The sequence below is a fragment of the Actinomadura meridiana genome (assembly GCF_039537545.1).
GTDB classification, from domain to species: Bacteria; Actinomycetota; Actinomycetes; order Streptosporangiales; family Streptosporangiaceae; genus Spirillospora; species Spirillospora meridiana.
Window position 1 is genome coordinate 13243 of record NZ_BAABAS010000020.1, and the last position, 26737, is coordinate 39979.

At 67.3% G+C, this 26737-nt stretch carries 29 protein-coding genes; 11 read left to right on the forward strand and 18 right to left on the reverse strand.

Annotated elements, in window-relative coordinates:
• Positions 1 to 6 precede the first annotated feature (6 nt).
• The 7 genes from ABD808_RS26005 (at position 7) to ABD808_RS26035 (ending at position 6911) form a co-directional block, all read left to right on the forward strand.
• A complete protein-coding gene (locus ABD808_RS26005; RefSeq protein ID WP_344901379.1) occupies positions 7 to 1785 on the forward strand; it encodes a relaxase/mobilization nuclease domain-containing protein in 1779 nt (592 codons plus the stop codon).
• 129 nt (positions 1786 to 1914) lie between these two features.
• A complete protein-coding gene (locus ABD808_RS26010; RefSeq protein ID WP_344901382.1) occupies positions 1915 to 2208 on the forward strand; it encodes a hypothetical protein in 294 nt (97 codons plus the stop codon).
• Between the two features lie 26 nt (positions 2209 to 2234).
• On the forward strand, positions 2235 to 3110 hold the full coding sequence (locus ABD808_RS26015; RefSeq protein ID WP_344901385.1) for a DUF2637 domain-containing protein: 876 nt from the start codon (positions 2235 to 2237) through the stop codon (positions 3108 to 3110).
• Positions 3100 to 5064: a toprim domain-containing protein gene (locus ABD808_RS26020; RefSeq protein ID WP_344901388.1), complete on the forward strand. Its 1965-nt coding sequence runs from the start codon at positions 3100 to 3102 to the stop codon at positions 5062 to 5064. The genes ABD808_RS26015 and ABD808_RS26020 overlap by 11 nt, the downstream gene beginning before the upstream one ends.
• On the forward strand, positions 5061 to 5948 hold the full coding sequence (locus tag ABD808_RS26025) for a hypothetical protein (RefSeq protein WP_344901391.1): 888 nt from the start codon (positions 5061 to 5063) through the stop codon (positions 5946 to 5948). Before ABD808_RS26020 ends, ABD808_RS26025 begins: the two co-directional genes overlap by 4 nt.
• 21 nt (positions 5949 to 5969) lie before the next feature.
• The gene (locus ABD808_RS26030; RefSeq protein WP_344901394.1) at positions 5970 to 6266 is read left to right on the forward strand and encodes a superinfection immunity protein; all 297 of its coding nucleotides are present in this window, start codon (positions 5970 to 5972) and stop codon (positions 6264 to 6266) included.
• A 186-nt stretch (positions 6267 to 6452) separates the two neighbouring features.
• The gene (locus ABD808_RS26035; RefSeq protein ID WP_344901397.1) at positions 6453 to 6911 is read left to right on the forward strand and encodes a DUF488 domain-containing protein; all 459 of its coding nucleotides are present in this window, start codon (positions 6453 to 6455) and stop codon (positions 6909 to 6911) included.
• Here ABD808_RS26035 and ABD808_RS26040 read toward each other — a convergent pair.
• The 3 genes from ABD808_RS26040 to ABD808_RS26050 form a co-directional block, all read right to left on the reverse strand.
• Positions 6896 to 7660 carry a hypothetical protein gene (locus tag ABD808_RS26040; protein WP_344901400.1) on the reverse strand — a complete coding sequence of 255 codons (765 nt, stop codon included), beginning with the start codon at positions 7658 to 7660 and terminating at the stop codon, positions 6896 to 6898. The genes ABD808_RS26035 and ABD808_RS26040 overlap by 16 nt on opposite strands.
• Before the next feature lie 361 nt (positions 7661 to 8021).
• A complete protein-coding gene (locus tag ABD808_RS26045; protein ID WP_344901403.1) occupies positions 8022 to 8231 on the reverse strand; it encodes a DUF397 domain-containing protein in 210 nt (69 codons plus the stop codon).
• On the reverse strand, positions 8218 to 9084 hold the full coding sequence (locus tag ABD808_RS26050) for a helix-turn-helix domain-containing protein (protein ID WP_344901406.1): 867 nt from the start codon (positions 9082 to 9084) through the stop codon (positions 8218 to 8220). The genes ABD808_RS26045 and ABD808_RS26050 overlap by 14 nt, the downstream gene beginning before the upstream one ends.
• A 398-nt stretch (positions 9085 to 9482) precedes the next feature.
• Here ABD808_RS26050 and ABD808_RS26055 point away from each other — a divergent pair, with 398 nt between their 5' ends.
• Complete coding sequence (locus ABD808_RS26055) at positions 9483 to 10214, forward strand: ATP-binding protein (RefSeq protein ID WP_344901409.1); 732 nt, start codon at positions 9483 to 9485, stop codon at positions 10212 to 10214.
• A gap of 105 nt (positions 10215 to 10319) precedes the next feature.
• Here the strand turns inward: ABD808_RS26055 and ABD808_RS26060 are convergent, their stop codons facing one another.
• From ABD808_RS26060 to ABD808_RS26130, 15 genes are all read right to left on the reverse strand, one after another.
• The gene (locus ABD808_RS26060) at positions 10320 to 11810 is read right to left on the reverse strand and encodes a hypothetical protein (RefSeq protein ID WP_344901412.1); all 1491 of its coding nucleotides are present in this window, start codon (positions 11808 to 11810) and stop codon (positions 10320 to 10322) included.
• Positions 11811 to 11833: 23 nt separating this feature from the next.
• Positions 11834 to 12217, reverse strand: coding sequence for a hypothetical protein (locus ABD808_RS26065; protein WP_344901415.1), 384 nt, complete (start codon positions 12215 to 12217; stop codon positions 11834 to 11836).
• A 119-nt stretch (positions 12218 to 12336) separates the two neighbouring features.
• Positions 12337 to 13086: a hypothetical protein gene (locus tag ABD808_RS26070; RefSeq protein WP_344901418.1), complete on the reverse strand. Its 750-nt coding sequence runs from the start codon at positions 13084 to 13086 to the stop codon at positions 12337 to 12339.
• A gap of 27 nt (positions 13087 to 13113) precedes the next feature.
• Positions 13114 to 13560 carry a hypothetical protein gene (locus tag ABD808_RS26075; protein ID WP_344901421.1) on the reverse strand — a complete coding sequence of 149 codons (447 nt, stop codon included), beginning with the start codon at positions 13558 to 13560 and terminating at the stop codon, positions 13114 to 13116.
• Positions 13561 to 13654: 94 nt separating this feature from the next.
• A complete protein-coding gene (locus ABD808_RS26080) occupies positions 13655 to 14494 on the reverse strand; it encodes a hypothetical protein (RefSeq protein ID WP_344901426.1) in 840 nt (279 codons plus the stop codon).
• Between the two features lie 33 nt (positions 14495 to 14527).
• Positions 14528 to 15343 (reverse strand): hypothetical protein, encoded by an 816-nt coding sequence (locus ABD808_RS26085; RefSeq protein ID WP_344901431.1) that lies wholly within the window; start codon positions 15341 to 15343, stop codon positions 14528 to 14530.
• A gap of 33 nt (positions 15344 to 15376) precedes the next feature.
• Positions 15377 to 16162, reverse strand: a complete 786-nt coding sequence (locus ABD808_RS26090; protein ID WP_344901437.1) for a hypothetical protein — start codon at positions 16160 to 16162, stop codon at positions 15377 to 15379.
• Between the two features lie 39 nt (positions 16163 to 16201).
• A complete protein-coding gene (locus ABD808_RS26095) occupies positions 16202 to 16603 on the reverse strand; it encodes a DUF4913 domain-containing protein (protein WP_344901443.1) in 402 nt (133 codons plus the stop codon).
• Between the two features lie 57 nt (positions 16604 to 16660).
• Positions 16661 to 18466, reverse strand: a complete 1806-nt coding sequence (locus tag ABD808_RS26100; protein ID WP_344901449.1) for a type IV secretory system conjugative DNA transfer family protein — start codon at positions 18464 to 18466, stop codon at positions 16661 to 16663.
• Positions 18463 to 19884 (reverse strand): hypothetical protein, encoded by a 1422-nt coding sequence (locus ABD808_RS26105; protein WP_344901454.1) that lies wholly within the window; start codon positions 19882 to 19884, stop codon positions 18463 to 18465. Before ABD808_RS26105 ends, ABD808_RS26100 begins: the two co-directional genes overlap by 4 nt.
• 39 nt (positions 19885 to 19923) lie before the next feature.
• The gene (locus ABD808_RS26110; protein ID WP_344901461.1) at positions 19924 to 21399 is read right to left on the reverse strand and encodes an SCO6880 family protein; all 1476 of its coding nucleotides are present in this window, start codon (positions 21397 to 21399) and stop codon (positions 19924 to 19926) included.
• Positions 21389 to 22720, reverse strand: a complete 1332-nt coding sequence (locus tag ABD808_RS26115) for a hypothetical protein (RefSeq protein WP_344901465.1) — start codon at positions 22718 to 22720, stop codon at positions 21389 to 21391. The genes ABD808_RS26110 and ABD808_RS26115 overlap by 11 nt, the downstream gene beginning before the upstream one ends.
• Complete coding sequence (locus ABD808_RS26120; protein WP_344901469.1) at positions 22720 to 23280, reverse strand: DUF8175 domain-containg protein; 561 nt, start codon at positions 23278 to 23280, stop codon at positions 22720 to 22722. Before ABD808_RS26120 ends, ABD808_RS26115 begins: the two co-directional genes overlap by 1 nt.
• Positions 23281 to 23444: 164 nt before the next feature.
• Complete coding sequence (locus ABD808_RS26125; protein WP_344901472.1) at positions 23445 to 23648, reverse strand: hypothetical protein; 204 nt, start codon at positions 23646 to 23648, stop codon at positions 23445 to 23447.
• 113 nt (positions 23649 to 23761) lie between these two features.
• Complete coding sequence (locus ABD808_RS26130; protein WP_344901475.1) at positions 23762 to 24199, reverse strand: hypothetical protein; 438 nt, start codon at positions 24197 to 24199, stop codon at positions 23762 to 23764.
• Between the two features lie 231 nt (positions 24200 to 24430).
• On the opposite strand from ABD808_RS26130, the gene ABD808_RS26135 reads away from it, so the two are divergent.
• Genes ABD808_RS26135 through ABD808_RS26145 form a run of 3 tightly spaced genes read left to right on the forward strand, consistent with a single transcriptional unit; the run spans position 24431 to position 26668 of the window.
• Positions 24431 to 24724: a helix-turn-helix domain-containing protein gene (locus ABD808_RS26135; protein ID WP_344901478.1), complete on the forward strand. Its 294-nt coding sequence runs from the start codon at positions 24431 to 24433 to the stop codon at positions 24722 to 24724.
• 21 nt (positions 24725 to 24745) lie between these two features.
• A complete protein-coding gene (locus tag ABD808_RS26140) occupies positions 24746 to 25720 on the forward strand; it encodes a C40 family peptidase (RefSeq protein ID WP_344901481.1) in 975 nt (324 codons plus the stop codon).
• A gap of 12 nt (positions 25721 to 25732) precedes the next feature.
• Positions 25733 to 26668: an adenine nucleotide alpha hydrolase family protein gene (locus ABD808_RS26145; RefSeq protein WP_344901484.1), complete on the forward strand. Its 936-nt coding sequence runs from the start codon at positions 25733 to 25735 to the stop codon at positions 26666 to 26668.
• Positions 26669 to 26737: the final 69 nt, after the last annotated feature.

Consider the following 26737-nt stretch of genomic DNA (forward strand, 5'->3'; position numbering starts at 1 on the left):
CGCGCGTTGATCGGGAAGGTGCTGCGGGGCAAGCGGGTGCAGGGCCTGATCCGGTACCTGTACGGGCCTGGGCGGCATGGGGAGCACCACGATCCGCGCATCGTCGCGGGGTTTCGGAGCCCGGTCGAGTTGGAGCCGGGTTCGCAAGCCGATGGCAGCCGCGATTTTCGCCGCTTGGACGGCCTTCTGACGCAACCGCTCGCTCTGCTTGGGGAGCGGAACTACCGCAAGCCGGTGTGGCATGTGTCGGTGCGGGCGGCTCCGGAGGACCCGATTCTGAGTGATGGGCAGTGGGCCGACGTCGCACGCGAGATGGTGTCACGGACCGGGTTGGCCAGGGAGGGGGACGAGGACGCCGTCCGCTGGATCGCCGTCCGGCATGCCGACGACCACATCCACATCGTGGCGACCTTGGCGCGCGCGGACGGAACCCGTCCCGAGGTGTGGAACGACGGGTACCGGATTCGGGACGCGTGCAGGGAGATGGAACGGCGGTTCGGGCTACGGTCCACGGCCCCGGCGGACCGGACGGCGGCGCGGCGGCCCAAGCGCGCCGAGAACGAGAAGGCCGCCCGGGTCGGGCGCGGCGACTCGGCTCGCGGTGTTCTGCGGCGGCATGTCGCCGTCGCAGCGGCGGGAGCGCGGACAGAAGCTGAGTTCTTCGCCGCCTTGGCGGCTGAAGGCGTTCTGATCCGCCAGCGGTGCAGCACACGGTCTGCCGGGCAGGTCACCGGATTCGCCGTCGCGTTGGCCGATGACACCGCAGCGTCCGGAGGGCCGGTGTGGTTCGGCGGTGGAAAGCTGGCGGCTGATCTGACCCTGCCCAGGTTGCGGCGTCGATGGGCTCCGGACGCTTCCAGTCGTCCGCCGTCCGGACCGCCATTGTCGGCGCGGACGGCTCGCGCGATCGTGCGGACGGCCGTCCGCCGCGCTGCGGACGAAACCGGGACGATCACCGAGTTCTTCCGCCAGCTCCAACAGCAAGGGCTCCTCGTCCGGCCCCGATACAGCAAGGTCGATCCAGAGGAGATCACCGGTTATGCCGTCGCACATCCTGCCGCCGAGGAACCGGTTTGGTACTCCGGCGGCCAACTCGCCGATGACCTCACCCTGCCGCGCCTCCGGCGCCGGTGGAACAACCCGGCAGACAATGCCTCGCCGGTGGACGAACTGACGCCTGAGGAACGCCAGGCCTTCTACGACGACGCCGTCCGCGCCGCCACCTACGCCACATCACATGTCCGTCGGTACCTCGCCACCAATCCGTATGCCGCCGAAGACGCCTGCTGGGCCGCGTCCGACGCGCTGTGTGTGGCCGCCAAGGTCACCGGCAACCGTCACCTTCGCCGCGCTGCCGACGCCTACGATCGTGCCGCCCGTGCACCGTACGGTCGTATCCCGCGCCCCAGCCCGGCAGGGAACGCCCTGCGCACCACGGCTCGGCTGCTCACGTTGGCCGGTGTCCAGGACCGCGTGACACTGTCCATCCTCGTCCTGGCGAGCCGTCTGATCACGTTGCTGGAGACCATCGCGCAAATCCGTATGCTTCAGCAACGCCCAGCGCAGGCTGATGCCGCCCGCGACGCACACCGGCATCTCGAACGGGCACGGACCGCCGCTGACCGTCACCACGGAGTTCGGCGGGACGGGCCCCCTGAACGGCCGCAAGCCCAGCTGGCCAGCCTCGATTTCCCAGGCGTTGGGGCTCTCAGCGGCAGCAGTACCCCAGTGAGCACACCTCCCGCCGGGCCCCGCTCGCCAACGCCACGTCGCCACAGCCCATGACGTTCTTAAGCGACAACACGCCGAGTTGCACACTGTAATTGACCGCTCTCGAAACGTGATGCATGTTCTTGATCAACGACTTTAGTTGATGGATGTGCCGATCCATTGGCTTCCGACACCGGGGGAACGATGACGACGCAGGCGACGACCACACAAGCTGAGCTGGCCGAACGGCGTGCCCGCCTCCTCCGGCTCCACTACGAACTGCGGCACATCGGCGTCAGCGCCCGAGCACGCAAGCCGCGCAACGGACGCTGGCGCTTGCGCATCCGCCACAACGGATGGTCCGAGACCGTCCTGTGCGCCGGGGCGGAGGGCACCTACGCCTACGTCACCGCCCACGGACGGCTGCTCGGCACAGCCGACGAACCCCGATACGTCGCCCGGATGCTCCTCTGGATGATGGAGAGGCGCACACGGTGACCACGGCCCCGGCGGCAACTGCCCGAGTGGCGCGAACAGCACAGCCCACGGTCGTCAAATGGGTGACGGCCGGAGTCGTTCCGTTGATCGCGGCGCTCGCCGTGCTCGGCGGCCTTGGGTCGTTCACCACGATCCGGCAGATGGCCGAGCCGCACTTCGGTGGGCTCGCCTGGATCGTCCCGGTCGGCATGGACGTCGGCATCTTCGTCCTGCTTGCCTGGGACCTGCTGATGGAGTACCTCGACCTGCCCTGGCCGGTACTTCGGTGGGTCGCCTGGGTCTACATCTCCGGAAGCGTCCTGGTGAACGTGTCCGCCGCGCACGGCAGCGTGGCGGGCAGCGTGATGAACGCGGCGATGCCCGCCCTGTTCATCACTGTGGTCGAAGGTGTCCGGCATCTGATCCGCCGGTGGGTCGGGTTGACCTCCGTCAATCGGTTCGAGCGGATACCGGCCGCCCGCTGGTTCCTCGCACCACTGTCCAGCCTGCTGCTGTGGCGACGGATGGTCCTCTGGCACATCACCGAGTACCGGCAAGGACTCGATCTGGAGCACCGTCACCTGCTGGCCGTCTCCCAACTCCAGCAGGACTACGGCAGGTGGTCATGGCGATGGCGAGCACCCCTGACCGACCGGCTCGCCCTCAAACGGTTGCCCGTCCAGCAACAGCCACGATCGGACGCTGACCCCGACGGCACGGAGGATAGGCGGCAGGACGACCGCCTGATGGCCATCGCCCGGCAACTCCAGCGCGAGGTGGACCGCGAAGGCGGCCAACTCAGCCGGGACCGGCTCGGCCGCCGCCTGCGCGAACAGGGCTTCCCCATCGCCAACCGTCGGCTCACGCAGCTGATCGCCGCCGTCCGCACCGAGTCGGCCGGGAATGATCACGATGGCCGATGACGAGCAGCGACACCGCCGACTCGACGTCCTACAGGGGGTCGCCGACTACGCGGTCGACCGCCTCACCACCGGTGGTATCGGGTGGGACGCCTGGCTGGTGCAGGCGAGCCGACATGGACGGTACGGGTTCACCAACACCCTGTTGATTCCCGCACAGCGGCGATCCGCGACCGACGTCCGGTCCTATGAGACGTGGCAGAAAGCGGGCCGACAGGTCCGTCATGGCGAGACCGGCATCCAGATCCTCTCTACCCGCGGACGTCCGCGCAGGGTCTTCGACATCGAACAGACCGACGGCGAGGCCGTCGAGGCAGCGGCCATGCCTACAGCCGAAGGGCTTCAACGGCTCTGCCAGGTCGCAGCGCATCTCGGCTTCTATATCGACCGCGGACAAGGCTGGACCTACGCCGGACCCACCGGGCGGCGCCTCCAGGTCGCGCCGGAACTCGACGACACTGCCGCGTCGTCGCTGCTCGCCCACCAGCTCGCCCACGTGCTGAGACCCGGCGGACATCTCGACACCGCCGACTCCGTCCTCTGCCACGGTGTGCGGCGCGTCCTTGCCGACTCGGTCGCCTTTCTCGTGCTCACCGAGCTGGGGTCGCCGGTCGCACATCTGTCCTTCCCACCGGTCCGGCACTGGGCGGGAACGGACGTCCGCACCGATTCACCAGCCGCCGTTCGCGCGGTGGGAGAGCAGGTCATCCGCATCAGCACACGGCTCCGACGTCAGTTGCAGAGCCCTGCCGTGACAGCCGAAGCCGGACAGAATCCAACGGCCGCACCCGCCCAGAGATCCAGCCCGCCGCCGGAAGCACGAACCAGAAGCACAACTCACGAGGTACAGCACCGACCGAACGAATCCCGCTCCCTCCTACGAGCCGCGCTCGCCGACGCCCACGGCTTCTACCGAGGACATCTGAGCGGAAGCTGGGCAGCCCGCTACCTCGCCGACCGCGGCGTCAGCCAGGAGGTGCAGGAGCAATGGGAAGTCGGCTTCGCCCCGCGCGCCCGCCACGCCCTACTCCAACGCCTGCGCGCTCTGGGACACAGCGATGAGACATCGATCAAAGCGGGCCTGGTCAAACAGAATGAGGGCGGCGAGACCTACGACCTGCTGCGAGACCGTGTCCTGTTCCCTCTCCGAGACCCTGATGGGCAGGTCATCGGCTTCATCGGACGCCGCCGCGACGAGTCTCAGGGCCCGAAGTACCTCAACACTCCCGAGACGGACCTCTTCCGCAAGGGCGAAATCCTCTTCGGCCTGCACGAGGTACGCGCCAGACTCGCGGACCAGGTACGTCCGCTCCTGGTCGAAGGTCCGCTCGACGCGATCGCCGTCAACACGGCAATGCCGGAGACCTACGCCGCCATCGCTCCGTGTGGTACGGCGATCACCTCCACCCAGGTCAACGCGGTCGCCGCGCATACCGACCTCGAAACGACCGGACTGGTCATCGCACTCGACGGTGATCCAGCTGGACGAGCTGGAGCGATCCGGGCCTGGCCCGTCCTCCATCGCATCACCACACGGCTCGAAGCAGCTCTACTACCCCAGGGACACGACCCGGCGGAGCTGCTGTCCCCGGCGAGACAGGCGGCTGTCCACAAGGCGCTACTTTCTGTGACACCCCTCGCTGACCTGGTGATAGATGAGAGAATGCAGAGTTCTGGAGGGAAACTAGAGTTCATCGAGTCCCGGTTGGCCGCCGCCAGAGCCGCCGCTCATCTGATCGCCGAGCTGCCACCCGACCAGATCGCCCGGCAGGTCGCCCGCGTCGCCACCAGGACCGGCATGCCCCCAGCCGAAGTCACGGCCCTGGTCATTTCAACGGTCAGCCCGGAGCCGGACGCCCCCTTATCCCAACCCCTCACCCCTAACGAGCAGCGAACCGGAACCACGCGCTCGTCCCGCACCGCCTCTCCTAAGCCCACCAACCGGAGGACGGCATGACCCAGAATCATCCAGACCCGATCACCGAAGGACTACACCACGGCGGCCAAAGGCTCGTGCAGCTCGTGTCCGCCGTCGCCGCCGGGCAGCAACTCCTCGCCCAACGCAAACACCGGTTAAGAGCCGCTCAGCAGGCCATGGACCGTGAAACTGAACGGGCAGAAGCCAAGGCGCGACGGGCGACCCTGGCGGAAGCCCGTTCCCACTGGGTGCGTGCCCACGACCGCAAGTGGCTCCGCACGGCGAACCTTCTGGACGTCGCCGGAGCGTGGGGAGCAGCCGTCTCCCACGCTGACGACAACGCCTCCGCCACCCTCGCCGTCCGCCGATGCGAGGAGCAACTGCGCCGCCTGCACCCACACGGGATGACGCACTACGACCGGCTTCGCGGCGAAGGCAAGGGCCCGCTGGACGCCATGGCCGAGGCGGCGCCCTTCTTCGCCCGCGACCCCAATGTTCGTACCGGCGACCCAGCACCCAACCGCGCGCAACTCCCTGAGGGCACCGGTGCTGAATGGGCTGCGCGCGTCCATGGCCCGGACCGCGGCGAGTGGGAACAGGCCCGGCAGGAACAGCGAGCTGGCCAACTCGCCCACGACCTCCGAGCCAAGCTCCGCCTTCAGGGGCGCGAGCCCCAACCCGCTGAGCTGCGGGCAGTCCTGGAGATCACCACCAACCTGCCCGAGCACGCCATCGCCAAAGCCGTCCCGGAAGCCGGACGTCGAGATCCTGATCGAGGAGCGGACATAGCCAGGGCAGCCGAAGACTTCCCGTTCACCATCGACGAGGCACTCGAAACGACAGCGAAACGGCCCTCCGAAGCCCCACCCGCACGGCGAACACCGTCCCAGGTCCCCGACCGCAACCGGCGACGGAACCTTTGACCCAACGGAAGGAGCACGACGATGACCGCCGTCCAGAACAGCATCTACTTCTGGTTCGCGCTAATCGGCCTCCTCGCCTTCCTGGCGGCACTACCGACCCTCATCGCGCTGGCCCGCGGCGTCGACGACATCACCATCATCATGCTGTTCAACGCGATCTGCTGCGCCACCGTCATCGCCTGGCCGGTCGCACTCATCCTCGCCATGAGATGGCCCCGCCGCGAGCCCGTTCCACGTCCGACGCCCTACCGACGCTGCCCGGCAGGCCCTAGCGCCCATCACTCGACCTACGTCCACGGCCAGAGCCCGGATGCCTGAACCCACCGCTGAGAAACCCACCAACTCTGGAAAGCCACGACCCCCGCCTTTCGCCGCCCCTGGCGTGCCGTCCACAGGACAGGGCTCCAGGACGGGTCCTGCCCACGTGGGCCGCATGCGGTCGTCTGGACGGGTGATATCGCCCAGCCCGGGGAGGGCCGTGATCGTCATGAGAGGCTGGACGGCATGTCCGTCACCGATCAGTTCACCGGCCGGACCGGCTTGACCGGCATTGGCTATCAGGGGCACGACCTCGCGTCTTTTTTGGCGCAGTTGTCCACTGAAGGCGTCTCTCAGCTGGTGGACGTCCGGCTGAACCCGATCTCACGCAAGCGCGGATTCAGCAAGCGGGCGCTGGCCGAAGCGCTGGACTCGGTGGGCATCGGCTACGAACATGCTCGGCCGCTGGGCAACCCCAAGGAGAACCGCGCCGGCTTCGGCGGAAGCCCCGGTGAGCTCCACGACGCCAAACAACGCTTCGCGGAGCAGCTGGACGCACCGGCCGCGCGCGAATGGCTCGCGACCATCGCGAGTTGGTCAGTTGAGCGCAAGGTGGCGCTGCTGTGCTTCGAGGCCGAGCAGGAACGCTGCCATCGGGACGTGGTGGCCGCCGCCATAGCGGCCGAGGCTCAGCGCTTGGGGTAGAAGGCTCCCAGGATCATGAACGTCTGCTGATGCTTGGCCTGGTTCCCCACGTAGAAGATCGTGTCCCTGTCCGGGCCGCACATCTGCTCGAAGAATCTGTGGCGTAGTTGCTCTTTGGTCTCGGCGTCGCCGCGACCGCGCAGGTTTCGTTGCAGAGCGACCCACTCCCAGTCGTAGATGCCCTGTCGATGGCCCTTACAGGTCGTCGACTGGCACAGGTACTCGTACCAGCCCTTGAACCGTGGAGCTTCGAGCGGGGTCCGTGGGCCCTTGCGAAACAGGTCCTCTTGGGCAACGTAACGATCGATCTTCGCCTGCTCGTCCGCGTTCCAGCCCCCGTGCGTCCTGATGTCGATGTCCTTGACCACCCGTGGACGGATGGCGGCCAGAGAGCGTGCCGGTGGGTGCTCGCGGACGTTGGCCAGCAGGTCGCACATGGACGCCTGCACGTGGTCGACGACGAAAACCTTGCGCCGTTCCCACTTCGGGATGTTCGCTTCCGTCCGGACGGTACTGATGTTCGGGCGATAACTCTCCGGCCGAGGGTCGGCGTGGGCAGGCCGGGCACGCAGGGAGACGATGTCGTACTTGCGGAATGTGTTGTCGCTTTCCAGGTCACGGAAGTTGATCGGATAGAGCCGGATCCACCGGGTCGGCTCCACGTCGATCCGAATGCCTGCGACGCACACGGTCTCGCCGTAGGTCCCCGAAGGGTTCGGTGCCGCCTTGACCGTGATCAGGACGCGCATTTCCTCCTCCAGGCGTCCTGGAGGTTTCACCAGCGGTTCGTGAGGGTCGGGTCCGAACAAGGATGGCTGATCGGCTGTCGTCACCGTCGGCTTCCTCCTCACTCTCTCTGGTGAGGGTCCGTCTCGGAGGACGACCGACGCTAGTCAATGACCGCATCCGGCAGCCGAGGCCGCATTTCCGGCGACAACCTGGCGGAGCGCGATCAAGTCAGTCCCGATATCCCTGGGGACGCCACGGAGACGCGGCTGGCCGAGATCCTCGGCATCGCCCCACACGGCCCAGATCCGTCCCGGACGACGAGAAGACGCTCGCGAGATCGTCCTGGTGGTGGGTCGGCCTCAGAACGTGCGGGCCTTGGTGTCACAGGTCAAGTTCGCCGTACTTCACCTGATCGGCCAGCTTGCTCCAGGCGCTGCGGTCAATGAGGAGCTTGGGGCCATCGGGATCCTTGGAGTCGCGGATGGCGATCAGTCGCGAAACGCCAGCGAGCTCGACGCAGTCGCTCCCGCTAGCGCTGCTCCTAGTGGCCTTGCGCCACTGAGCTAGCGAGAGTTCATCACGGAGAATCATGGAACTGCTGGTACTCCTTCGCGATGTCGGCGATGAGGGCGACCGAGTCATCCTCGGAAAGAGCCTGCTCGCAAATGCGGTCAAACCTCACATTACAGCGGCCGACCTGCCCGACATCCTCGATGTAGATTTCACCTCCCATGCCTTCGAGGTAGACCACATCCTGGTCGAACGCACCGGCGAAGCTCAGGACCACGAAAGGCCCGTCCATCCCCGCGTGCTCGCCCGCCGCGAGGGGCATGACGCGAATGCTGACGTTGGGTTTCGTGGCAGCGCTCGCCAGCGCCTCCAGTTGGCGCGCCATCACCTGTGAACCTCCGACCGTTCGCCGAAGAACCGCCTCGTCCAGAACGACGGCGAAGGCCGGGGCCTCCTCTCGTTCCAGGATCGTACGGCGGGCCATGCGCGCCTGTACCCGCCGCAAAAGGACGTCCTCAGCGTCCTCGGGGCTCAGGATCCGGACGAGCGCCAGCGCGTACTCGCTGGTCTGCAGCAGGCCGGGGATGAACTGGACCTGCCAGCTGCGAATCTGGCTGGCGTCGTCCTCCAGTTCGGCGAACGATCCGGTCAGGACATCGTTGAACGCCGACCACCAGCCCCGTTTGCGGATGTCACGGGCCAGCTGCACAAGCGCCAGCTTGAGGGCCTCGTCCCCTCCGTACAGGTTGAGCATCTCCTCGACGTCCGAGGGCCTGGGGCGGGTCTTGGCGGTCTCGAACCGCAGGAGCTTGGGGCGGCTCCAGCCCAGTGCCGCCGCAGCTCTCTCCATGGAGAGACCGGACTTCTCCCGCTGTTGGCGCAGCTGGCGAGCAAGGCGACGATGCCGGACTGTCGGACTCTGCGGATTCGACATGCCGCTCAGTGTGGCAGAGACGCCATGATCCTTTATCTTCTTCTACTGACGAAGTCGCATAAGGAGATGAACAAGTGCATGGACAGATGCGCTCTGTGAGTGCATGATGGCGACGGGTCACACAACACGCTGGCCACACAGCTCAGGTGCTGCCCGCACCAATGGGCGAACCACGTCAGGGAGAGATCGGGAACCGGCTGGCCCGGCAAGGCCCACCCGGACAACAGGGTGTGGAAGCGGTCTCGGACCGGTGTTGCAGCACCGGTCCGAGACCTTGATCGGACGCAGGAGGTCCAACCCATGACTGATCCTATGAAGCCCTCGTCCCTCGGCATGGCATCGTCCGCGACGGGACTCGCCCACGTTCACGTGCCCAGGGCGATGAGCAGGAACGGTCGATGCTGACCGGCGACCCCGTCGCCGACATATGGTCCGGCGGCGCACGCGCGTTTCAACTCGCCCGTGACCCGAGTTGCGCGTCTCAGGCCCGTGCGCTTCTCGCCGGCACCATGCGCGAACTGCGCTTCGCCGGCGAGACGATTCAGGACGCCAAGCTTGCGGTGTCGGAGCTGGCGACGAACGCGCACACGCACGCACCCAGCGCTAACCAGGCGCCACCCGAACTGTGGATCTGGGCGCGCACTCGTCCCACCAGTGAACTGGTGGTCTGCGTCTTCGACACCTGCCGAGAACGCGGGCCCGTCCTTCGCAACAAGAACCCCCTGGACGAGCACGGCAAGGGGCTGTCCATCGTCGCGGCCCTCTGCCGCAGCACCGGAACCCACATCACGCGCTCTCGCCTAACCTCGAAGACGGGCAAGTGTGTCTGGTTCGCCCTCGCTGTGCCGCCCTCTCGGCCGACCACGAACCGGGTGATCGCCCCCGCGTTCGCCGCGAACCGGCTCACCGAGGCACTGAGCGCACGCGGCATCCCCGCCACCCGCCGAAGCGACGACAGCGGCATCTCGGTCATCAACGTCGCGGCGCTGAACATCTGGGTCGAGCCCAAGGTGTTCGCGTGGCGTACCCCCAGCGGTTACACCCGCCAGCCGCTGGTCGACCTCCAGGAAACCGCCGAACGCATCGTCAGCCACTACGAGACCTCACGCTCAAGCCCCTCACCCACCTGACACTCTGCCCCCGCCCCCTATCCCCATCCGGCCAGGCCCGGGAGGGACGGCACTACTTCCCACCCGCCGCACCTCCCGAGTCCAGGCGATCAAGTAGCCACCTTTTCATCGCTTGATTGGATTCGTTTTCGGAAATGATTTGGTGACGTTTGGCTTGGAGTGTATATCGGGGGATGACAATTCGTTGTTTGGACGCTCCGGAGGTGAGCCCGGGAACTCGGATGCGGCCAGTTTGGCTTGTTCTTGTTCGGTGAGAATGTCGGCTCGGTGAAGGGCTAGTTGCATCTCCATCGAGGTGGAGGTGGGTGGTGCCTCTAGGTTCTGAATGGCTTGGACGAGGGTGGTTATGGCTTGACGTCCTTTGGATTGTGCGGCGTCGGAGCGAGCCACCAGGGACTCTGCCGCCAGGGCAATTTGGCTTCGATGGATTGGGGGGTTCTTCTGGCGGTTGAGGACGCCGGTTGCGGCCACGTCGATGATGACGGTTTGGTAGCTAGCGATGATGTTGCATGCTTCGGTGGTTTTGACGGTGAGGGCGATGAGGTCGGCTGCTTGGGCGAGGTCAGTGGCGAGTTCGTGGGGCGGTCTGACGCGGGGTGAAGCGCGGGGACTTGGGGTCCAGGCGGGATCGGCGTGGATTCGGCGACCGAGGCGGATAATGAGGTCGCTTGCGTCGGTTGCGGGGCCGTAGGCGGGGTGACCGTAATGACCGACGTATTCGTCCCACTTCTGAATGATGGATTTCCACGCGGTGCTGGTGTGTCGAATGCTGGCTTTCGCTTGCTGGAGGGCCGGTATATGGTCGGGATTGTCCAGCTCTTCTAGCCTGTAGATCAGCTGCTGGACGATCTTGTGGTTGAGGTCGCAGATGATGGTGGCCGCTCGGGCGAGGTATCTCCAGGTGGGGACCGAAGTGTCGGTGGCGAGTCCACTCAGGCGCTGAATACTGCCGTTGATTCCGACCAGGGATTGACCGTTGTCTTCGTTTAAGACAGGTGGAATCCGGTCTGGCGCGTGGTGGAGCGAGACCGCCGCGATGGTTGGTGATGTGTGATCCAGGCTGTGCGCATGCGCGATAACCGCGGCTCGCAGCAATGGTGATGCAGCCCGGTTGACGGGGGTCTTTGTGCGACTCACAAGGTGACTGAGGGTGGTTGTGTAGACGCTGACTTGGTGCAGCAGAGAACGTGCTGCTTCGGGCGTGGTAATCACGGCTGCATTGACGGAGGTCACCTGATCGGTGGTGACGGGAAAGTTCGTCGAGAGTAGGTCCAGCCCACAGCCCAGGGCGATGGAAGTGGCTCGGAGTTTCTGGGCCAGAATGGATCTTGGGGCCTCGGTTTGTGCAGGTGGGCCAAGAAGTCGTTCGGCTTGTCTGAGCCGGGCACTGGCACGGCGGGCAGCGTCCCGTACATCTGTGTCGTCCCCGCGCGGTGAGCCGAAGCCGTCGGCGATTTGGTCGTAGTAGCGGGTGAGCGTATGGGTGAGACGCGCGAGTTCGGGTGGGATGGTGCGGCTTTGGATGTCGCGGGCGAGGTGCTTGACGTGGGTCTGGCGTTGGATGTCGGTGAGGTGTTCGGTGGCGAGGGCTGCCATCTCCCCGAAGGTGACCACGGGGGCTACCGGAGGGCGTCGCGGAGGCGCCCAGAGTGCAGGGCGGCTTGGAGGCAGGCGCTCTTGTCGTCAGGGTCATTGGCCAGTTCGGCGGCTCGAACGAGGCTCTGTGAGATGTTTCCCGCGAGGGCGAACAGGACGTCGGCGGTCGCGTTGACGGCGTCGTAGCCGGTTGTGATCGCGGTACGCAGCGTGGGCGCCCGACGAAGTGCTTGGTGGGCTTGGACGGCTTCGCCCTCCGCCATGCCCCAAGCGATGAAGCCATCGGGCTCCTGGGCCGCGTAGGACGTGATGACCTGCTCGGCGTAAGCGAGGTCGTTGAGCGTGCTGTTGAGTATTTCGGCGAACCAGTTCCGCCGGACGTCCTCGTGTTCGCGTTCGTGTGTCATCGCGTTGTCCTCCGATCGCGCGGCCGAGTTGTGGTGAACGGATCTGTAGGTGGGCTGGGGCGGATCCGGTTGCCGAGATGAGGGATGGCGGTGGGAGTGCTCATCTGGACTCCTTGAGGTCAGGGGCTGTTTATCGGCCCACCGGAGGAGGATGGCGGCTGCTTGGTTCTGCCGGGTTCGTTGCGCGGCGTGGGCGCTTCTCGGGTGATCGGCGCGGGGAAATCGGCGCTTGCCGCCTTAGCCTCCCTGGACGCGGATTCCTGGTACGGAGCGGAGCGGCGCATGGGGTGGAGTTCGTCTTGGATGCGCGTCTCGGGGACGCCGCTCCAGGAGCTCAGGGTTGACAGCAGCAGCTCTCGGTCCTGTTCAAGAGCTCGCCGGGTCGGCACCAGGGCCTTGGGGAGCTGGGCCATGATGCTGATGTAGGTCTGTTCGGCCTGGCTGGCGTCGGTGATCGGGCCGAAGCTCGTGTTGGTTGGTGGGAAGGGCGGTGCCGGGGTCAGGTTGGCGGCCGTTTCGGCATGGAGGTAGGAGAGGCCGGGGACCTCGACGATGAAGATCGTTTCGGTGTCGGACGCGGTGTTCTGCCAGGCGACGATGGTGCCGCAGAGGTCGGACTGCCTGGTTAGCCGTACTTGGTCGCCGACCTTGAACGGAGCGTCCTCGGCGGTTTCTTGGGCGTTGATCTCTCTGCCGTTGCCGAGCACAGCCGAGAAGTTGATGCCGTGGTAGGCGGCGTAGTGCTCCAGGTCGCAGACCAGGGCGGCCAGGAGCGCCTCGGTGTAGAGCGTGTCGCGTTGTAGGAGCGGTGGCTGGCCGGGGAACGCCTGCTGTTCGTAGGCGGTCAGCGCGTGAGTCGCGAGTTTCATGCGTCTTGCGGTGTGGTGCATGATCACCTACCCCATCGCCGCGTGGACGTTACCGGCATGGTGGGCGGCTCTCAGGCACGCCACCCGGTCGGCCGGTTCAGTGGTCTTGGACGCCACGTTGAGGATCGCTTCGGCGACGACCAGCACCAGAGCACCGACTGAGGCGGCGAACTCCTGGAGTTCATCGTTGGTAAGGGATCGCTCGGGCCAGGCGAGGGTCGGCGCGTCGGCCAGGGCCCACCAGGCATCGGTCGCCTCGGCGAGTGCGGATTGGTAGGCGTCCTCGGGTCCGGTCTGGGCCAGCACGGTCGTGGCGCGCTCGATCAGCTCCAGCCCCATGAAGGCGGCTGCGAGGAGCGAGGGAAGTGAGTCGGCAGTCCTGATCTGCTGGGTGACGTAGTCGAAGAAGTGCTTCAGGGGAACCTCCGTGTGGCGGCGTCCCAGCCCTGAGAGGCAACGTGGACGCGGGATCATATACTTAAGTTGATGATCTTTAGCTTGGTTGTCTAGAAGCTAGAGATCAATCGTGTGGTGGTGCGTGTCGTGCGAAGTTTCCGCAGGCGGGCGTCTAGCTATTGGGGCGGTTGCGCCGTGCGTTGGGCGAAGCTGCGGGACGGGCCGCCGGTTGGGAGTCAGGGTGATGCGCCGTCAGCCCTTGGTCGAGCGGCATGGGGAAATCCTGCGCGGCGATCTGGGCTGGGCTGAGTGGCTGGTCTGCCACCGCGCCTGGTCGATGTGGGCCTGCGAGGCGTGGTTCTACCTTGGCCAGTAGGAGGTCCGTGACGTTGTGCGTTTCCATGCCGTTCCAGGTGACCAGGGCTTCGAGTAGGGCGCGGTGATCGTTGAGGTCGTCCTGTTGTGGCCGTACCCCGCTGATGTCGGCTCGGCCGATCCGCGTCATGGTCTCGGTCAGTGTCTCTTCGGCGTGTAGCGGGTCGTTGATGACGCCCTGGGCTGTGGACGCGGCAGGGAAGGGCGGCGCCGGCTCCAAGTCGGCGGCGATGATCCTTCGGCTGCCGGTCTCGCCGAGGAACCGGACGTGGTACTCGGTCGGGCCCTCGTAGGGGACGAGAAGCCCGGTGACGATGCCCCTTGTTGGTTGGCCCAACAGGAACGCCTCGTCCGCGGCCAGGCCCTCTAGTTGTACCGCCGACCCGATCGCGAAGACGTCAGGGCTGTTCTGTTCGCTGAGGTAGTACCCGTGCGCCTGGGCGAGGACGTCGTTGAACTCCAGACCGCGTCGCTCCGCGTAGTGCATCAGGTCGATCAGCAGGTCGCCCAGGAGTTCGCAGGCGTCGGTGTCGTTGTTGCGGTGGTCGAGGTGCTCGGTTTCCTCGAAGAGGGACTGGAAGGAGTCCAGCGCGGCGGCTCCGAACTCGGCGAACTCCTCGGTGCCGGCTTCGGCCATGCAACCTCCATGTGACTCGGTTACGGGTGGCGTTTACGGACGGTGCTTGCGCTGATTTGGTGGGTCGTCGGGCTTGGGTCTAGTGGCCGGTGGCGGGTCCTCGGAAGGGAAGGACGCCGGGTCTTGGGGGAAATCGGTTGCGGCCAAGCGAGCTGCTGCGTCCGGTCTGCGGCTCCCCTTCGCGGGTTCCTGGGCGGCGGCCGTGATGCGTTCGTGGAGGTGACGCATGATCGCGTCGGAGCGTCCGCCGGACCACACGCCCAGCCTCGTGGTCAGCTGCGCGAGGTCGGCGAACGCCTGCTCGTCGGCGACCAGACCGTTGTTGGCGGCGCGCTTGAGGCGGACGGCGATGTCGACGATCGTCGACTCGGCTTCACGGGCGTGGATGACGGTTCCGGCCGTCCGGGTGGCCATGGGCAGGAACGAGTCGGCTGGTTCCAGCTCACCTGCGGTGACGGGCAGTGCCTTGTTGATTCCGGGTATCCGCACTGTGCACCGGGCTTGGTCGTCGGGCGAGCCGACAAGCGCGCTGATGAAGCCGCGCCACGGCGGCCTGTCCTTCGAAGCGGTGCGCAGTTGCCGGAACTGCACCTCAGCGCCGAGCCGGAAGCTGTAGCGCGGGTCGTGGTCGTGCCCGCCTCGGTCGATGCTCTGCTCGTGGATCTCGGTGAAGGCGCCTTGAACGTCGAGGTCTCGCCGGTCGGCGTAGCGGGCGAGCCGCTCGACGAACAACTCGATCAGGGGTTCGGCCAGCGTGCGGTCGGTGCGGTGATTGAGGGTCTCATCGGACAGGAGTTGCCGCTGGTACGCATCGAGCGCGACGGCGATGGCCTCGTCATGGTCGGGCATCTGAGTACCTCCGAAAGGTTGGGCGGGCGGTGCTCATAGCCCGCGCGGACGTGAACTGGAGTGCGGAGGATCAGGACGGCTGGAAGGCACCGGATGGTCTTGTTCGCCAGCTAGGAGGGCGGCGATGTTGTTCGGGAACGCGATGGCGGCGCGCCGAGCGGCAAAGGAGCGGTCGTCGGGCGGGTAAGGATGATCGCCTGCGAGGTGCCGGACGTGGTGCAGTACTCGCTCCGGCTCGATGCCTGACCAGAGGGCGAGTGCGGTGGACAACTCGGCCGCGTCCGCACGCATCTGCGGGTCAGCCTCGTGTCCTTGCGGTAGGCGGGTGATGATCTCGATGAGGGCGTCTTCAGCCTCCAGCGCGGAGAAGACGATCCCGCAGGTGCGCGTCCACTGGGGCACCATTCGGCTGGCGGGCTCCAACTGGGACGTTCTGGTGCGCTGGGGGTCGATGATCCCTGGGACGCGCAGTACGCACTCGGCGTCTTCTACGCGCCCGCGGGATCCTAGTTCGGTGATGAAGCCCCGATGGTGTTCGGCCTCCCGGTCATGGAACTGGACCTCGGTGTTGAGCCGGAAGCTGTAGCGGGGGTTACTCAAGGCGCCGCCGCGGTCGATCTGAGCTTGGACGAGGGAGTGGATCAGGTCGGACACGTCCAAGCGGTTGCCTTCGCCGTAGCGGACGAGGTCGACGACCAGCGAGTGCAGGACCCCTTGGGCTTCGGCCCGGTCGGTTCGGTGTCCGTTGGGCAGATCGCCGAGCAGGTGCTGTTGGTAGGCGTCGAGCGCGAGCAGGGTGGCTTCAACCCAGTCGGGCATGCAGGTTCTCCCATAGGTTCTTGCTGCGGAGATGTGGTGTCAGCCCTCGACCAGGACGGGAACGTCCGAGGCAGGGGTGAACCACCAGGCGGGAACGGGAACAATGCGTGCCTCGTGCGGAGCCAGGTGTTCGTTCTCGGTGCACTGGTAGAAGGGGCCGCGCGGCCCGAGCAGGACGGGTAGTTGGTGGTCGAGGTGGTCGCGGTACCAGAGGGCCATGCCGGTGGCGCCTTGCAGCCGCATCGCCTCCCAGGAGAACCAGAGCGCGGTGAGCCGGGAGATGGCCTCGCCGTGGCGCCACCATTCGGCGCACCAGCGGAACTCACCGCCCAGGGTGCGCCGGTACATCGGGACGAAGTGCTGGGTCACCCAGGCGGTGACGTTCGGGTACAGCGACTTGGGGCGATTGCTGTCCGTCGCGGGCATCTCAGAGTCGGGCATGAAGCCTCCAAAGCTGTTGGTGCGTGCATGTGAAGGCCCCCTTCTTGTCGACGTGGCTTACGGCGTGGACGGGTCGTCTGGGCGGTTGTGGTAGCGACGGGCGGCGTCGGCGATGGCGGAGTCGGCGGTCTTGATGGCCTGCGAGATGGCGGAGGCGTGCGGGCCGGTGTACCAGGGGCGCAGCCGGACGAGGGCGGGTTTCGTGCCGGTGGCCAGCAGCAGCGCGGTCCCCGTCGGCAGGGCGCGGATGTCGGCGGCTTCGAGGATCTCCTGGCGACGCAGGGAGATCTGCTCGCTGGCGCGTCCGTCGCTGTAGGTGATGGACCGGACGGGCACGTCATGCTGGCCGATGAGGGTGGCCAGGTCACGCACGAGGCGAGGCGAGTCGATACCGGCGCCGATGAGTTTGCGTGTCGCGGCGCCCCATAGCGCGGCCATGCCGGGCTCGCCCCAGACAGTGACGCCCTGCTCATAGCTCTGCAGGATGGTGACCGGGATGATCCCGCGTGAACCGAGATGCGAGTACAGCTGTGGCAGGTCGGCGATGCGGCAGATGTTGGCGGCCTCGTCCAGCGCGACGACCAGTGGGGGGTCGAGGCGTCCGCCTGCTTGTTCGGCGCGGCGTTCGGCGGCGCGCATGGTGGTGTCGGTGAGCGCGGCGATCAGCGGAGCCGCCGCCGACAGCGACTTCGACAGCAGATACAAGGTGTCGCGGGAGCCAGCGAAAGCGCTCGGGTCGAACACCGGCAGATCGCGGGCGGGCGTGACCCAGGCGAGGATCTCCTGGTCGCGGAGCGCTTTCGCGGCCGTGCGGGCGGTCTGGTAGATCCCGTCGCGAGTCTCGACGGCGCCGTTCTGGGTGCCTTTGAGGGACGAGGCCATGAGGTGGAATCCGGCCTCTTGGAGTAGTTCGATCGGTGTCGGGACGGCAGGCTCGTCCAGCCATTGCGCGACATGGTGGAGCGAGCGGCCCGAGGTCGCGGCGGCCAGGAACAGTGCACACAGCAGGTCCTGCGCGGCGGGCCCCCAGAGGTCCTTCTTCTGGCCGTCGTCGACGGTGAGGACGAAGTGTCCGGCCAGTCGGTGGGCGTCCTCGACGGTGGACAGCCTGGCAAGCGGATTCCACCACCAGGCCTGCGGCTGGTAGGTGATGTGCTGCGGGTCGAACAGCCAGATCTTCCCGCCGGTCCGCTCGGCACGGACCGTCGCAATCGCCGACCAGAGGTCAGCCTTGTTGCTGGTGGCAATGACCGGGCCGGGCGCCGACATGACGTGCGGAATGGACTGTGTCGTCGTCTTGCCCGAGCGCGGAGCCATAAACGCCACAACCGTGTCCTCGAACGACGCGAACAACGTCGGGCCGCTCCGGACGCCCGGCAACAGGACGTCTCCCAGAACGAGGCCGATGTCGTCCGGCTTCAAGGCGTCGGGGTCGGACTTGGCGAGAGAACGCCGCAGCGAGATCGCTTTGCTGCTGGTCGCGCTCGGCTGAAGAGCTTTTAGGCCGGGATTGTCGGCGAGTGCGGCGACGGCGTCCCCAGGCTGTGGATAACGTTCCGCGATCCGGCTCCAGACCACCCAGACCACACCGGTGGCGGCAGCGATCATGATCGTGAGGATGAGAAAGACCAGTGGCGTCGGCGTTCCTGGCCAGGCCAGGTCGGTCCGTCCCCTAGTAAGGGCGATGGCGAACTCCGTGCCGAACGGCATGACGGTCCCGCCTGTCGCCTTGGCCGCCAGTTTCGCGGCGACCCAAGCGGCCCCGTGGCCCATGATCGGCGTCCAGCATGCGACCAGTACCAGCCACCCGGCGCCCGCGTGTGAGTGCCACAGCGACGGTCGCGGTCCCAGCGCCCGGGTCATGCGTCCGCCCGGATGGCCTGGTCGGTGTCATAGAGGCTGGCTTCAGGGCCGACGAGGGAGAGTTCAACCGGGATGCCAAGCCGTTCACCGGTCTTGATGAGGTACTTGCCGCGTCCGGGATGGCGAGCGCCGGGTTGCCAGGAGTCGGGAGCCGACCACGAGGTGACGAGCTGCTGCTCGGGGCCGGTGAGCGGGGTGATCTCGTGGACACGGGCCAGCTCGCGAGGCGGGAGACCGGCCAGGACGGTGATGGCTGAACGGTCGGCGAAGCCTTTGGCTTTGGCGCGATCTTCCTCGGTGGCCAGGGCGTCCAGGTCGGCGAGCGAGTGAGTGATCATGATGGAGGCCATGCCCTTGGCCCGGTTGAGACGGGTAAGAGCGTCGGCGTGCTCGACCAGGCCGGGGGCGCCGCGAAGGGCACGCCAGAGTTCGTCCATGACGCCGAGGTACGAGCGGCGCGGGGAAGCGCCGAGCTCGGCGAGGGCGGTCGCGGCGTCGACTATGCCGAAGGCGTAGGCCCAAGTGCACAGCATCGCGGCGGTCAGGAGCTTGTCGCCCGCCGCCCGGACGCGGGAGATGTCGACACTGATCGCGGGCGCGTCCAGGTTCAGCGGGCGAGTGGTGGCCGCATCGAACACACCGGCCAACGACCCGGAGATGAGCAGGTCCAGCGTGAACACGAGGTCGCGTGTCTGGGCCCGGTATGCGTCGCCGGTGTCGGTACGGGTCGCGGTGCGCAGTTCCTCCGGCCCCTGCTCCAGGATCCGCAAGACGTCCACGATGGTCGGCTCCTGCGTAAGGCGCTCGTCGAGAAGGTCAATGGCACGGCCGAGGACGACCTCCTCGGCGTTGGTGATGCGCGCTTCGCGGACGAGCGTCGCCAACGCGAGCAGCAGGGAGAGACGCCGTGACCGCACTTCCCAGCGGAGCGTCTCGGCGTCGGCACCGCTGAGATGTCGCCGGGCTTCGTCCAGGGGACCGGCGTCGAGCGGGTTGATGCGGTCGAACCCGCGTCCGACCCGAATGACCTGACCGCCCAGATACTCCACCAGCATCGTGTAATCAGGTTTGGTGTCGCCAAGAATGATCGGCGTAGTGCCAGTGGCGACCGCTCCGGTGACCAGACGTTTGACGAGCGTGGACTTGCCGGTGCCGGGCTGCCCGAGGACGAACATCCCGGGGTTGGTGACAAGTCCTTCACGGAGCCAGGCGAGTGGGTCCAGGCACACGACCTCGCCCCAGAGTTGGTGGCGTCCGACCGGAGTGCCGACGGTCGGTGTCCCGGACCCGGCGGTGAAGGGGTAGAGGCCGCAGACCTGGGTGGTGGTCGCCTGGAACTCCGGTGCGGCGCCGACATGTGCGGCGCGTCCGGCACCGTGTCCGCGCCATCCCCATGGTGGAGCCAGCGGTTCGGACATGGCTTGTGTTTCGACACTGGGCAAGCGCTGACCTCCGATTCAGTGGAGTAGGCGGCTAGAAAGTTCGGGTGGGCAGATGCCGCAGGGCAGGGTGGTGGCGAACCCGGCGGCCTGGCTGCCCCACAGGCGGCGCAACCGGATCTTGGACGAGTCGGCGGACGTCTCGACGTGCGCGACGGCACGGCGAAGCATCCCGAGGTCGGTGACGGTGACGGTCGCGTACATCGAGACCAGGCAGACCCCGGCGCCCATCGCTTCCTCGGCAGCGGCCTGGCGGGCGCGGGCGGAGTCCCAGCTATCGCGGGCGGTCTCGTCCCGCCCGGTTCGGCGGCGGAACTGGCTGCGGAACGCCGCCGCGTTCACCTCCTGTTGCAGGACACGGCTCGCCGCAGCCGCGGGCAACACCCGGTACTGGAGGCTGACGCGCTTAGGGAACGGACCGGGCGCGACGAGCCGGGCGAGGACGTCCGAGCGCACGTTCTGGCGGGGCGGTTCGTGCCAGGCCCAGGCCACCGAGACCCCGCCATCGTGCTCGTAGCGGTCGGTGTGCTCGGTCGCGGCGACCGGTCCCGCGTCGGCCCAGGACAGGGCCTCCTCGCAGCCCGGACGGGTGAGCAGCCGGTTGACGTCACCGCGCGCTTGCGGGTCGAAGGCCGTCCGCACCGCACCCACGATCTCGGCGGCTGTGGCCCGTCCCAGGACGGACACTCCGCACGCACCGAGCCGCGACGCCAGCCCATCGAGCGTGCGTCCCAGCTCGGCGACCGCCTCGAACAGGTCCTTCGGGCTGGCCGACGACGTCTTGGGATCGAAGGTGATCGAGACTCGGGTGTCGACATCGGCGGCAGCGGCGGGCGCCGTCCGGACAAGCTCGCTCATGATCATGCGCGCCGGAGCCGGTGCGGTCGGGACAACAGACCGCTCAACGGCGTCGGCGAGGGTGGATCCCGGCTCGGGCGCGGTATCTACCGTCACCGTCACCCACCGAACCGCAGGCACGTGTCCAAGCGTGGCGAGCCAGCCGCCCCACGAGGCCACCCATGTGTCGGCGTCACCGCGGTCGGCCAGCCATGTCGAGGTCGGCACGACTCGGAGGGTCGCGGTGAGGAAGCCGGTGCGGCGGTCCCAGACGATCCCGTACCGGCCGCCGTACCCGTCCTCCGCACTGAGCAGCGTCAACGGGGCCAGGACACCCGGGAGCTGGAACGCACGCGGATGGTCGACGACCACCCCAGCCCGATACTGGTTCTGGCCGCGCAGCACACCCCATTGCCAGCGGCACCTCGCCAGCCCCAGCCGCGCCAGCGGAACGCCTCCGACCCGGACGAGCCCCAACCCACCGCCGATGGCCGCAGGCGGAAGGACGTAGATGAGCGATCCCGGAGCGATGGCGGCGACCAGAACGAGCAGCATCGCGGCAGCAAGCGCGACGAATGTCGAGACGGTGTCCATCCCGAGCAGCCCGATGCCGTGTTGGCGCCGCCAGCCGCCGTAAGTGCGGACGTCATGCCCCATTGCCGCCGCCCCCTTCACCAGCTGCTCCGGTCGGACCACCGGCGCCACCCGTGGCAACCCACTTCACGGCTTCCTCGCCGCGCTGCTGTTCCTTCTCCGCCGTCTGGACGAGTGTGGGTCCGACCGGCTCACCACCTTCGGCTGGCGCCGCGGACTGATCCGCACCCACCTGGCCAGCGCCCGATGGAGCGCTCGGATCCGAGATCTGATCGTCGACATTGCCGGTCGGTGCCTGCCCACCGTCCTGCCCGGCTGATTGGCCCGCGTGTCCGTCGCTTGGGTGCGAGACGTCTTGGTCTCCGAGCTGCTGATCGAGATAACTGGCGTGCTCGCTCGCCGAACTCGATCCTCCAGACCCGGACCCTCCACCGCCGTAGGCACGCAGCGCACCAAGCGCGGCCGCGCTTCCCATCAAGGCGCCGAGGACTCCGCCGCCACTACCCGACTCGGCTCCGCCGGTGGTCCAGGTGAAGAACCTCAGCAGAACGGGAAACGCGATCAGGCTGATCAGCATCATCGCCAAGCCCATCAGCACCGCGTGCAGGCTCTTGCCTTCTCCGACGAGGATGAAAGCCGTCGCGTACACCGTCGCCGCAGCAGGCTTGTAGAACCCCAGCGCGAGCATCCAGCCCGCGACGATCCCGAACCATGACTGCGTCGCTTTGGTGATCGCGCCTGAGGCCGCCAAGGGGAGGAGCCCGGCCAGGATCACCAGGGCCGCTTCCCTGAACAGCAGTAGGAGCGCTTGGACGATGCCGAGCACCAACGCGATCAGCGAGAACACGAGGACCAGCGCGCTCGGGGCCCCGCTCGGCATCGTCACGAGCGCGGTCATCCGCTCGGCGAAACCGCCCTGCGAGGATGCGTCCAGCGCCCAGCCGCACCACTCGTCGCCCCACCGCAGCACCAGATTCGCCACGACCGTACCGATCACAGTGACCGTCGCCAGGACCACCAGGCCACGTCCCGCGTCGATCATCGGGACGGCCTTGCGAGACACCGCCATCTTTGCCGCGACGACCAGCAGCGCCAGCACGGCCACCCCAACGGTCAGCGGACGGATCAGCAGGTGCAGATGCCCGATCGCAGGTTCTCCCTCCAGATCGGGCGAAGGGGTTGTGACCCACCAGGCTGCGGTTCTCGAGATGAACCATCCGACCGCCGACTGGAACGACTTGGCGGCTTCGTCCATGACGTTCGCGCCGATCGCACCCGGGATGTCAGGTAGCGAGGGGAGGAACGGGATACCGCCACCATCGTTGTCCACAGGCTGGACACAGGCCGGGTCCACCACCGGTGAGCAGGGTTCGAACGGAGGCATCAACCACTCCCGTCCTGAAACAGGACGTAGCCGTCCGGTGAGTCGATCGGGGAGGCTGCCCCGGCCCATGTCCCACCCGGTGGGGCGATGACGCGCCAGTCACCGTCCTGCCAGCGGACCTCGATCCGGGTCACCGCGCGAGCGGTCACATCGCTGTCGCCAGGCCCCGCCGACACCAGATCCAGGCTCGCCGCATCCGGTGAGTAGCCCAGCCAGCGGAAACCCTCCAGGACCACATATCCGCGTCCCAACTCAGCGCCCTCCGGCCGATCGCCACGCTGCCGCCCGTACGCCTCATCCATTGAGTGCCTCAGGGCCTCGGCGTCCGGGCCGATGACCTGCTCGTCGATGGTGGGCCCGAACACCTTCGACCCCCACTGGATGTTCGCCCGCACCGCGATATGGATCGCGGCGAGCAACGCACCACGCGGCGTCCGGGCGAACCCAAGCGCGAGATCGTCGCCTGTCTGGCGCGGCCCGTCATCAGCGGCGTAAGGGAGCAGAACACCGTGGTAGTCCCGCCATGCCAGACCGGCGAACGACACCTGCGGCGCGTTCACCAACCTCCCGCTCGGCGCGGTAGTCCACACAACGGTCGGTCGGCTCTCGGGTTCCTCCCTGAACGCCGAAGGCATGGCAAGACCGACCATGACCCCTCCGCCGACCACCACCGCCGCGACGACCCGGCCACGTCGCCACCAGGGAGCATCCTCGCTTCGCCGCCTCACCTGAAGAACACCCCGACGATCGGGGCAGCGGTCGCCGCCAGGCTCAGCCCGCCCAGCACCCATGGGATGCCGGTCGCGCCGTCAGCCGCGAAGGTGGAACGGTTCTTGCGTCCGATGGCCATCTGGCCCGCACAGATGAACAGACCTGCGACGCCGCAGATGAGAACGCCCCACTTGCCCCACGACAGCAGCGTCTCCATCTTCTGATCCAGCCCCGGGGGCGGCGCCGGTGGAGGATCAGGAACCTTCACCCCCGATTCTCCTTCCCCGGGCACCGGAGGCTCCAGCACGAAAGCGAACGACCGTAGGACCATCACCACCCCCGGCCGGTCAGACGGCGGAGTTCGTCGAGAGCCTGCCGCGCCCTACCCGGCACCTCGACGGTGGACGGATCCTCGACCAGCCGAAGAGAACGAACATGCGGGACGCGCACCACACCGCCCACCCGCCCTTCCAGCAGCGCGAACCGGGCCGTCGCGTCCCGCGATTCCGGGCCGCCGTCGCTGACGATCGCCAGTGCCGACACACGTTCGCCCCAGCCGTTCAGCGCCCCGATCGCCGCCGTCGCGTCCCTTGCCGCCACCACGGTATTCCGCGCCGCCAGCACCACCGGACGGCTCATGGCACGCAACGGCGCACGGCCGACCTGAAGCAGCGGCCGGATCGAACCCATGTCCCAAGCCGCAGGCAGTAGCGCCGCCAGCGTGGACGTCCCGGCGCCGCCATGCGCGCCGACCACGACCACGTCCATGGCCCCGCCCGCCCGATTAGCCGGGATCGGTCCGCTTCGTTGAAGACTCACCCAGTACCCCCGATTCATTGCTCTGGGTTGCTGAGCGATCACCGTACGTGCCAGAATTACAGAGCGCAAGTATCGTCAAACAGTTTCTTGAAACGCCATCACACTCAAAGCCACGCTTCCGCAGCACCCATCGACCACACTTGAGAGGACAGCATGACCACCAACCCAGGAGCCTGCGCGATGACCGAGACACCCGGCCGCGACCCCGACGTCCTCACCACCGCCGAACTCGCGACCAAACTCGGCCTGTCGTCTCAGACCGTCCGCCGGATGGCCAACGCCGGGCAGATCCCCGCCCTCAAGACCGGCAAGGACTTCCGCTACTCCTGGGAAGCGGTCCGCGAAGTGCTGCGGCAGCCCCATCGCGAACCCGGGGAAGCCGCCGATGAACCCGACTCACCACCCACACCGCAGCCGAAGAAGGGCGCCGGGTACCGCGCCCAACGCCGCGCCCGCACCGGCGCCCAAGACTGACCACCACCGGCGGCCCACCCGGTGAAGGCCGCCACCGCATCCGCCGCCGTCCTCGCCCTCACCCTCCCCCTGGCACTCGTCATCCTGCTGGCCGGAGGGGACCACTCCGCCGCAGGCACGACCCTGCCCGGAACACCCACCGCCCACGCCAGACGCGACATCCCACCCGCCTACCTGCGCTGGTACCTCGACGCCGCGCAAACCTGCCCCGGCCTGCCCTGGAACGTCCTGGCCGCCATCGGCAAACTCGAATCCGACCACGGCCGCTCCACCGCACCCGGCGTCCACTCCGGCGCAAACTCCGCCGGAGCGGGCGGCCCCATGCAGTTCATCCCCACCACCTGGGCCGCCTACGGCGTAGACGGCGACCACGACGGCCACACGAGCCGCTACAACCCAGCCGACGCCATCTACGGCGCCGCCCACTACCTATGCGCTAACCACGCAGGCAAAGGCGGCAAACACCTCCGCCAGGCGATCTGGCAGTACAACAACGCCGACTGGTACGTCCGCAAAGTCCTCGACCTAGCCGCCCGCTACGCCGCCCCCACCGCCACCGGACGCGGTGCCATCGCCGTCCGCGCCGCTCTCCACTGGCTCGGCACCCCCTACTCCTGGGGCGGCGGCGGACCCACCGGCCCCACCTACGGCACCGCCCAAGGCGCTGGCATCAAAGGCTTCGACTGCTCCGGCCTCACCCAATACGCCTGGGCCCAAGCAGGCATCCGCATCCCCCGCGTAGCCGCCGCGCAATACAACGCCGGAACCCACATCCCCCGCCACGACCTACAGCCCGGCGACCTCCTCTTCTTCGCCACCAACCCCGCCGACCCCGCGACCATCCACCACGTCGGCATCTACCACGGCCACGGCCGCATGATCCACGCCCCCCACACCGGCGACGTCGTCCGCATAGCCCTGTTCACCGGCAACCCCTACCGCGAACACCAATACATAGGCGCCACCCGCCCCACACCCCAAACCACCCAGACCTAGCCGGAGGCCGCCTTGCCCTCACACCACCAACAAGCCCTCCCCCTACCTACCGACCGCGCACCCCGGCCACACCGCAACTGCACGACCAAGACCCACCCTCACCCACCAAAGAAGCGAACCACCAAGCCAAGAACGCCACCACCCTGCGGCCCGCTCCGCGCCTTCAGCTATGGCGGCGGCTGGCAATCAACCGCCGCACTCGTCCTGGCCGCCCAAGGACACATCAACTTCCAACGCTTCCTGTTCGCCAACGTCGGCGACGACTCCGAACACCCCGCCACCCTGCGCTACATCCGCGAACACGCCGCGCCCTACGCCGCCGCCCACGGCGTCGACCTACGCGAACTACGCCGCATCCGCCGCGACGGCACCACCGAAACCCTCTACGGCCGCCTCATGCGCGAAGGCTCCCGCTCCATCCCCATCCCCGTCCGCATGAGCAACGGCGCCCCAGGCACACGCTCCTGCACCGCCGACTTCAAGATCCGCGTCATCGGCCGCTGGCTCAAAGCCCACGGCGCCAGCCCCACCAACCCCGCCACCATCGCCATCGGCATCAGCCTCGACGAAATCCACCGCGCCAACGCCCGCCGCCACGAACCCTATGAACGCATCGTCTACCCCCTCCTCGACCTCCACATCCGCCGCACCGACTGCCCCCGCATCATCCGCTCCGCCGGCCTGCCCGTCCCACCCAAATCCGCCTGCTGGTTCTGCCCCTTCCACCGCCTCACCACCTGGCAAGACATGCGCCGCACCCAACCAACCCTCTTCACCAAGGCCTGCCACCTCGAAGCCACCATCAACAAACGCCGCGCCCACCTCGGCAAAGACCCCGTCTACCTCACCCGCTACAACACCCCCCTCGCCGACGCCACCCCCGCCACAGACCCTCTCCCCTTCGACGAAGCAGACGGCACCTGCGACACCGGCTGGTGCTTCACCTAAGCCCTGGCAGGCGACCAAAAAATGCCATTCCTTCATCGAAGGGAGGTAGCAAATAGGGGAAGTGACAAC